Source organism: Achromobacter sp. (assembly GCF_049647645.1).
Taxonomy (GTDB): domain Bacteria; phylum Pseudomonadota; class Gammaproteobacteria; order Burkholderiales; family Burkholderiaceae_B; genus Achromobacter.
In genome coordinates, this window is sequence record NZ_JBARYB010000123.1 from 1 (window position 1) to 8,091 (window position 8,091).

The 8,091-nt window shown below is 67.8% G+C and carries 6 protein-coding genes; 1 reads left to right on the plus strand and 5 read right to left on the minus strand.

Going from position 1 to position 8,091, the window contains the following annotated elements; all coding sequences use genetic code 11:
* The coding region (locus WBB14_RS14790; protein ID WP_424240497.1) for an MlrC C-terminal domain-containing protein at window positions 1-806 on the plus strand (806 nt) is incomplete at its 5' end.
* Between the two features lie 139 nt (window positions 807-945).
* On the opposite strand, the gene WBB14_RS14795 is transcribed toward WBB14_RS14790, so the two are convergent.
* The 5 genes from WBB14_RS14795 to WBB14_RS14815 form a co-directional block, all read right to left on the minus strand.
* Window positions 946-3,336, minus strand: coding sequence for a TonB-dependent siderophore receptor (locus tag WBB14_RS14795; protein ID WP_424240498.1), 2,391 nt, complete (start codon window positions 3,334-3,336; stop codon window positions 946-948).
* A 159-nt stretch (window positions 3,337-3,495) separates the two neighbouring features.
* Window positions 3,496-4,479 carry a FecR family protein gene (locus WBB14_RS14800; protein ID WP_424240499.1) on the minus strand — a complete coding sequence of 328 codons (984 nt, stop codon included), beginning with the start codon at window positions 4,477-4,479 and terminating at the stop codon, window positions 3,496-3,498.
* Window positions 4,466-4,969, minus strand: a complete 504-nt coding sequence (locus WBB14_RS14805) for a sigma-70 family RNA polymerase sigma factor (RefSeq protein ID WP_424240500.1) — start codon at window positions 4,967-4,969, stop codon at window positions 4,466-4,468. Before WBB14_RS14805 ends, WBB14_RS14800 begins: the two co-directional genes overlap by 14 nt.
* A gap of 127 nt (window positions 4,970-5,096) precedes the next feature.
* Window positions 5,097-6,614: a thymidine phosphorylase family protein gene (locus WBB14_RS14810; RefSeq protein WP_424240501.1), complete on the minus strand. Its 1,518-nt coding sequence runs from the start codon at window positions 6,612-6,614 to the stop codon at window positions 5,097-5,099.
* The gene (locus WBB14_RS14815; RefSeq protein WP_424240502.1) at window positions 6,611-7,969 is read right to left on the minus strand and encodes an MBL fold metallo-hydrolase RNA specificity domain-containing protein; all 1,359 of its coding nucleotides are present in this window, start codon (window positions 7,967-7,969) and stop codon (window positions 6,611-6,613) included. Before WBB14_RS14815 ends, WBB14_RS14810 begins: the two co-directional genes overlap by 4 nt.
* Window positions 7,970-8,091: the final 122 nt, after the last annotated feature.

Below are 8,091 nucleotides of genomic sequence, written 5' to 3' on the forward strand. Positions count from 1 at the left end.
GCATCAAGGCGCTGGAAGGCCGCGACGGGATCCTGTCGATCTCGGCCGCGCAAGGCTTTGCCACCGGCGACGTGCCGGAGATGGGCACCAAGGTGCTGGTCTACGCCGATGGCGATGCCGCCCGCGCCCAAGCCCTGGCACGTCGCCTGGCCGATGAACTCATCGGCATGCGCGAACAGCTCATGGTGCCGTACCGCAACGTGGACCAGGCGCTGGACGAAGCCCTGGCCTTCGGCGACGGTCCCATCGTGCTGGCGGATCGCTCGGACAATCCCGGCAGCGGCGCGGCCGGCGACTCGACCTATCTGCTGGCCAGGATGCGCGAGCGCGGCATACGCAGTGCCGCCATCGGTCCCCTGTGGGATCCGGTGGCGGCGCGCATCGCCTTCGACGCCGGCCCCGGCGCGGAGCTGGACCTGCGCATCGGCGGCAAGGTCGGGCCGCTGTCCGGCCGCCCGGTGGACGCGCGCTGCCGGGTCGTATCCACGCATGCCGACATGACCATGACGGGCAACTCCGATACCCGCATCGCGCTGGGCGATTGCGCGCTGGTCGACGTGGACGGCATCCTGGTCGCGCTGGTGTCGCTGCGCACCCAGGCCTATCACACCGACCTCTTCACCCAGCTGGGTTGCGACTTGAAGGCGCAGCGCCTGATCGTGGTGAAGTCCGCGCATCACTTCCATGCCAGGTATGCGCCGCTGGCCAAGGCGGTGCTGTATGTGGCCGCGCCCGGTTCCGCCAGCCCCGACTGGAGCAGCCTGCCCTACCGCAAGGCCAGGCTGCCGAAGTGGCCGATCGCCTAGCGGCGAAGAGGCTGATCGATCGCACCTTGCTGCCTGCTGGACAAGTATTCCTGGGAAGCCCCATCCCTCCGGCGACCTGATCGGCGGCAGGCCGTGCACGCTCTGGCTGTCGGTATCGACGGGCTTCTAGCGCGCCGTCTCACCACCTGTGCTGGTAGGTGAGCGTCAGCACGGCGCCCGCAGCGGGAAGCCGGCTGGTGTTGGTGTTGCTGCGCATGAGCTGGCTATACAGCGGGTAGTAGTCGCGGTTGAAGAGGTTTTCAACACCGAGAATGAATGTGTTCCGCGGGTTGGGCTGATAGCGACCCATGAGGTCCACGGTGAAGTAGCTGCTGGCGTCCCGGCGGCCAAAGCTCTCCTTCCCGTCCAGGCGATAGTCCTTGCCGCCGAAGTAGTTGGCCTGCACGCGGCTGCTCCAGCGTTCGTTCGGCCGGTACTGCAGATAGGCGGTGAGCTTGACCGGCGGGATCCGATAACCGGTCATGCCCTGCCAACTGCCGCCATCCGGCTGTTCACGGCCCTTCATCCAGGTGAAGGTGCCGCCGGCGCCCCAGGTTTCGTCGTCGGTGCTGGTGTCGACCGTGCCTTCGACGCCGTAGATGCGTTCCTCGGTGCGGGTCAGGATCAGGCCGTTGTTGAAGCTCTGCACGTCGCCGAGCTTCGAGGTGGTGTAGAACACGGCCAGGGATGCCGAAGTGTTGCCCGCGCCGCCGCGCCAGCCCAGCTCGTAGTTGTTGGTCTTGACCGGCTGCAGGTCGGACGAGCCGATGTCGAAGCCCGGGCGCGCATTGCGCATCTGGACGCCGATGTCGGGCAGCTGGAAGCCCTGGCTGAAGTTGGCATAGAGTTCCTGGCCGCGCACCGGGGCGTACGCGATGCCGAAGTTCCACAACAAGGCGTCGTAGTTGACGGATCCTCCCTGCACCGAGGCCGGGGAGGGCACGCGCAACTGCGACAGGGGCACGAAATCTCCGAACCTGGCGGACGCGTACTCGTAGCGCGCGCCGCCTTGCACCGACCACTGTTCGTTGAAGCGATGTTCCAGCTGCGCAAACAAGCCGGTGCTGCGGGTGGTCAGTTCGGGCATGTAGGTCAGGCTGCCGATCTTGTTGAACACGCGTCCGCCGCTGCGGTCGTACGCGGCAGGATCGAAGATATCGATCGGCATGTCGCTGCGTTCCTGATTGAAGTCGGCGCCCCAAAGCACCTTGGACTGCTTGCCCAGCGGCGTGTCCACGGTCAGGCGGCTGCCGAATACCTTGGTGTTCTGCGTGACCTGGTCCACGTTGTTGCCGCGGGTGACGACGGCGCGGGCATCGAAGGGCGTGAACCGGGTGAAGTAGTCGCGGTAATACATCTGGGCCGTCACTTTGCTGCCCAGCAGGTTCAGGTGCTCGTACTCCAGGTTCAACAGCGTGTTGCGGATCTGGTTCTGATCGGCCAGTTGCAGGCCGCTCATGGGCCGCGCGTGCGTCGACCCTGGCGGCAGGCGGCCCACGGAGGGATCCGAGGTGTAGTCGGAATCCTGGTCCGCGTTGTAGTAGCTGGCAGAGAGCTGCAGGCGCTGCTGGTCGTCGATGCGCAAGCCCAGCTTGCCGCCCAGGCTGTAGATGTTGGAGTCGAACAGGTCGCCCTGGCTGGGCTCGGGCGCGATGCGCCGGCCTTGCGCGTCATACGAGGCGCCGTTGTGGCGCGCGCCCAGATCCAGGGAATAGTCCACCATGCCCTGGCTGCCCGCGAAATGCTGCTGCAGCTGTCCGCCCAGGCCGTCGGCGCGCAGCCGGCTCAGGGGGCTGACCGCCGTCAACGTGGTTTCGGAAACCGTCTCGCCGCCGGCAGGCCGGGTGGTGATCGAGACGATGCCGCCCGTCGCTCCGGCGCCGTAGATCGAACTGCTGCCGCGCAGCACTTCGACCCGTTCGATGGTGGCCGGATTGATGTTCGCCAGGTTGCGCGACGAGTCGCGGTTGGTGTTGAGCGGCACGCCGTCCACCAGCACCAGCACGCCGCGGCCGCGCAGCGTCTGGCCGTAATCCGTCATGGTGCGGCTGGAATCGGCCATGCCGGGCACGGTCTTGGAGAGTATGGTGGCCAGGCTGTCGGAGCCGGTACGCAACTCTTGCAGGGCGTCGCGCTCCAGCGCGATGGTTTGCTGCACGGGGCTCACCAGATTGCTCGCCGTGCGCGACGCGGAGATTTCGATGGGCGCCATGACCTGCGGCTGGCTCGCGCTTTCCGCTTCGATGATGATCGCCGCGCCGTCCTGGCGCACACGCAAGGCTTTGTCTTTCAGCAGGGCAGAGAGCGCCTGCTGCGGCGTCATCGTGCCCGAGACGGCTTGCGCCTGCATGCCCGCGACCGTCTGCGGCGCATAGAAGATCTGCAAGCCATGGGCCTGGGCCAGGCTGCGCAACGCCTGATCGAGCGATTGCGCGGGCATGTCGATCGCCACGGGCGCGGCCTGCGCCCAGGCGCCCGCCGATCCCGCCATCAACAACACTGCAAGCGCCGTATTCCTGAGGCCCTGCATCCGCGCGCGCCTTCCCCATTTTTTGCGATCCACTTCCTGTGCTCCTGAAGCATGCTGGCGGGCACCATGCCCGCTTGGTTATCAGGAAGAAGACGCAATACGCGGAAAATACCTGAATGCCCTGGCCGCCTTTTTTGTAACAACGGCCAGAGGGAGATGTCAGCGGGCGACGATTTCCACCTGGCCGTCAGGCTGGCGGCGGACCGCGACGGGCAGGATGTGCGGCAGCGCCGTCAGGAAGGCGTCCGTGTCCGCGGTCTGGAATACGCTGGTCAGGCGCAACTGTTCCAGCCCCTGTCCGGGCGCCAGGGTGATGGGGTGCTGCCGATAGCGCGAGACGTCGCGCACGGCGCTGGCCAGGTCCGTATCGGTGAACACGATCTGGCCCTGGCGCCAGGCCAGGGCGGCCGGCAAGGAGTCGGCCTGGACCTGGCCGACGCGTCCGCCGGCATCGATACGAACCGCCGTGCCGGCCGTGACCGGCACGGCGGCGCTGTCGTGCGTACCCGTCACCTCGACCGAGCCGGATTCCACCACCACCCGCACCTGGTCCTTGTCGCGGCGCACATCGAAGCGGGTGCCGGTCACTTTGGCGCTGCCCAGCCCCGCATCCACCACGAAAGGCCGGGCCGCGTCTTTCTCAACGGCAAACAAGGCTTCTCCCTCTTGCAGCAAGACCCTACGCAGGGTGCCGTCAAAACGAACCTGGAGCAGGCTGCGGCTATTCAATTCGGCGGTCGATCCGTCCGGCAGCGTGACGTTGAGCCGTTCTCCAGCAGCCGTGCGGTACTCCGTCGCAGGCGCGCCGCGTTGCCAGATTCCTATTGCGATCGCCGCCGCCAGCGCGCACAGGCCCAGTCCCAGCGCCTGCCGCCGTGCCGGCCTTGCGGCGCGCCGCGGTGGCTCGGCCAGGGCGCGCAAACGCGCTTCGGGGATGGTGTCGGCTACCTGCCAGATGGATTCCAGCATGCGGTACTCGGCGGCGTGGCGAGGATCCGCCGCCAGCCAGGCATCGCGCTCCGCCTGCGCGGCGGCATCCCATGTGCCGCCGTGCGAGCGCGCGAACCATCGTGCCGCTTCGTTGCGGACGGGATCGGCGCTGGCGGCGGACGCCGGCAAGGGCGGGTTGTCAGTTCGGGGCATAGGCGCCCAGCCGTTCCCGCAGATGCAATGCGGTACGAATCATGTATTTCTCGACCATGTTCTTGCTCAGGCCCATGCGTTCCGCGATCTCGGCCTGTGTCAGGCCTTCCAGGCGCTGCCAGACGAACACCTGGCGGCACTTGAGCGGAAGCTCGGCCAGCGCCGCTTCCAAGGCCAGGCTCAATTGCCCGGTGCGGACCTGGGCCAGCGGATCCCCGAGGGTACTGGGATGGCCGGCTATGGTATCAAGCGAGACCCATTCGTGCCCGTCCGTCCGTCGGAAGTTGTCGACGGCCATGTTGCGCGCCGCCTGATGCAAGTAGGCGCGCGGCTGCGTCACGCGGTCGGGGTCGGTCTCCAGGCATTTCACCAGGGCATCGTGCGCGAGATCGCGCGCAGCGTCGCGGCAGCCCAACTTCCGGGTCCAGACCGCAAGCAGCTCTTCGTAGTAGGCCAGGAAGCCTTGCGAACGGGGGGGACGTGATGACATGGCGCGGGGTCGGCAGGGCTTTCATGATAATGCTTTTTATTTGCATTGGAAAGCGAGCCGACCGCAGCGCCTAGATCTTGCGGGAGCAGGTCGGGGTTCCACCCCATGGACAGTGCCGCCGCCCGTCTCAGGCTTCTATGGTCACGATATCCCCGGCGTGCCGCGCATACTCCAGCGCATAGGCCATTTCGCTGCGCGTCTGCGCGTGGAGATGGAGCCAGGACTGTCCGCGCGCGACTTCATCTCCCAGCCGCGCGTGCAGGGTCACGCCGGCGGCGGGCCGCTCCGGTGCGCCAGCCAGCTTGGCCAGGCGCGACAGCTTGCGGTTGTCGATGTGGGTGATGCGGCCGGCTTGCAGCGTGACCAGCGGTTCGACATGGGCGGCCTGCGGCGGTTCGCGCAGCCCGCCCTGGGCGGCGCAGATGCGCGCGAATTTCTCCCAGGCGCGGCCGCTGTCCAAGGTCTGCAGGGCCAGCGCAATGCCTTGCCCGGGCAGCGCCGCGCCGCCGACTTCGAGGACGGCTCCGGCCACCAGCGCGGCGCGTTCGCGCAGGTCTTGCGGCTGGTCGGCATCGTTGCGCAGAACGGCCAGTACGTCGCGCGCTTCCAGGGCCGGTCCGATGCCGCGGCCCACGGGCTGGCTGCCGTCGGTGTACAGGCAGCGCAGGGTCAAGCCGAAATGGGCGGCCGTTTCTATCAGGTGGCCGGCGAGGCGCTCGGCGGCCTCGCGGCTGCGGATCTTGGCCGTGGGGCCGACCGGGATGTCGATCACCACGTGCGTGGCGCCGGCCGCGATTTTCTTGGACAGCACCGAGGCGATCAATTGGCCCTCGGTATCGATATCCAGTTCACGCTCCACGCGCACGAAAATGTCGTCGGCCGGGCTCAGATGCATCGCGCCGCCCCAGGCGATGCAGCCGCCTTCGGTCCGGACGACCTGCTGCAGCTGTTTGATGTCCAGGTCCACCGGCGCCAGCATCTCCATGGTGTCGGCCGTGCCGGCGGGCGAGGTGATCGCGCGCGAGGAGGTCTTGGGCATGACCAGGCCATTGGCCGCGGCGATGGCAACCACCAGCGGCGTGGTGCGGTTGCCGGGCAGGCCGCCCACGCAATGCTTGTCCACCACAATGGGCGCCTGCCAGCTCAGGCGGTCGCCGACCTCGACCATGGCCTTCGTCAGGAAGATGGTTTCGTCGATGCTCAGCGGCAGCGTGGCCGTGGCGGTCAGGAAGGCCGACAGGTGTACGTCGGTGTAGCGGCCGCGCACCACGTCGCGGACGATGGCGGCGAGGTCTTCCTCACCCAGGCGGCGGCCGTAGATGCGCTGGCGCACGCCGGCCAGGGATTCGAGCACGGGCGGGTGCCTGACGTGCACGCTGTCGCCGTCGCGTATGCCCAGGGCGTCCCAGGCCTCTTCCGACAGCGCCACTTCGTCCAGCGCGAGCAGGTCGCTGTCGATCTGGTACAGCTGGGCCTGCACTTCGTGGCCGTTCGAGGTGATCAGCACCTGCGAACGCGACGCCAGGCCCTCGGCGCGGCAGACGTGGCAGTCGGCGCGCATCAGCGCGATGGGCTGATGCTGCGCGTGCAAGCGCATGCGCGTGGCGCGCAGCGCCGGCGGCTTCAGTTCGGGAACGCTGCTCACAGCTCATACCTCTGGTCCTGCAGCGGCACGGTGGCGTGCCAGTTGAGCTCGCGTTCGATGCGCTCGCGCAGGGCCTCGGAGGCCTCGGGTTCGCCATGGACGATGAAGACGCGCCGCGGCGCTTCGTGGAAGCCGGACAGCCAGCGCATCAGTTCATCGCTGTCGGCGTGGGCCGACAGCATGGGCAGTTCGGCGACTTCGGCGTTGATGGGTGTCCACTGGCCGTAGATCTTGGTTTCGGTGGCGCCGTTGAGCAGCTTGCGGCCGCGTGTGCCAGCGGCCTGGAAACCGGAGAAGAGCAGGGTGTTGCGGTGGTCGGTGCCGAAGGCGGCGATGTGATGCAGCACCCGCCCGCCCGTGGCCATGCCGCTGGCCGAGATGATGACCTTGGGGTAACGGTTGGCCGAGAGCGCCTTGGATTCCTCGACGTCGCGCACATAGGTGACGGCGGAGCAGGCGGCTTCGTATTCGCGCGGGGACAGCTTGTGCTCCCCTGCGTGGCGGTCCAGCAGCTCGGTGGCGCTGGTCGCCATGGGGCTGTCGAGATAGACCGGAATATTCTGCAGCCGGCCGGCCTGGCGCAGTTTCCAGAGCGCGTGGATCAGGGTCTGCGCCCGCCCCACGGCAAAGGCCGGGATGACGATCGTGCCGCCGCGCTGCACGGTGCGTTCGATGACGGCGGCCAGGGCTTCGACCGGGTCGGCGGGATCATGGCGCCGGTTGCCGTAGGTGGACTCGATGACGATATAGTCGGCCCGCGGCACGGGTTCGGGATCATGCATTACCGAATCGTCGTAGCGGCCCAGGTCGCCGGAGAACACCACGCGCATGCCGCCCAAGTCGATCTGCGCGGTGGTCGCGCCCAGGATGTGGCCGGCGCGGCGCAGGGTCAGCTTCGCGCCGCCGGGCAGGGCGGTCTCCTGGTGCAGCGTCACGTCGGTAAAGCGCGTCAGCGCGCGTTCGGCGTCGACCACGCGGTACAGCGGCAGCGCGGGCTTGTGCTTGGAAAAGCCCTTGCGGTTGGCGAAATCCGCGTCCTTTTCCTGCAGGTTGGCGCTGTCCAGCAGAATCAGCTCGGCGACGTCGCGGGTCGCGGCCGTGGCGTGGATCTTGCCCTTGAAGCCCTCGACCACCAGGCGCGGCAGATAGCCGCAATGATCGAGGTGGGCATGCGTCAGCACCACCGCGTCGATGTCGGCTGGCGACAGGGGCAGGCTTTGCCAGTTGAGTTCCCGCAGGTTCTTCAGGCCCTGGAACAGGCCGCAGTCGATCAGCAGGTGGGTGTCCGCGTGGCTCAGCAGGTGCTTGGAGCCGGTGACGGTGCCGGCTCCGCCCAGGCAGGTCAGTGAGAGCATGGTTTCCTTGTGCAGCATCAGGAGGGGTAGACGAGGTCGGCGGGATTGCCCTTGCCCTCGATGGCGCGCAGCCGCGGCGGGTCGAGCATGTCCTCGCGGCGCCAGCCGGCGACGGCGGCGGC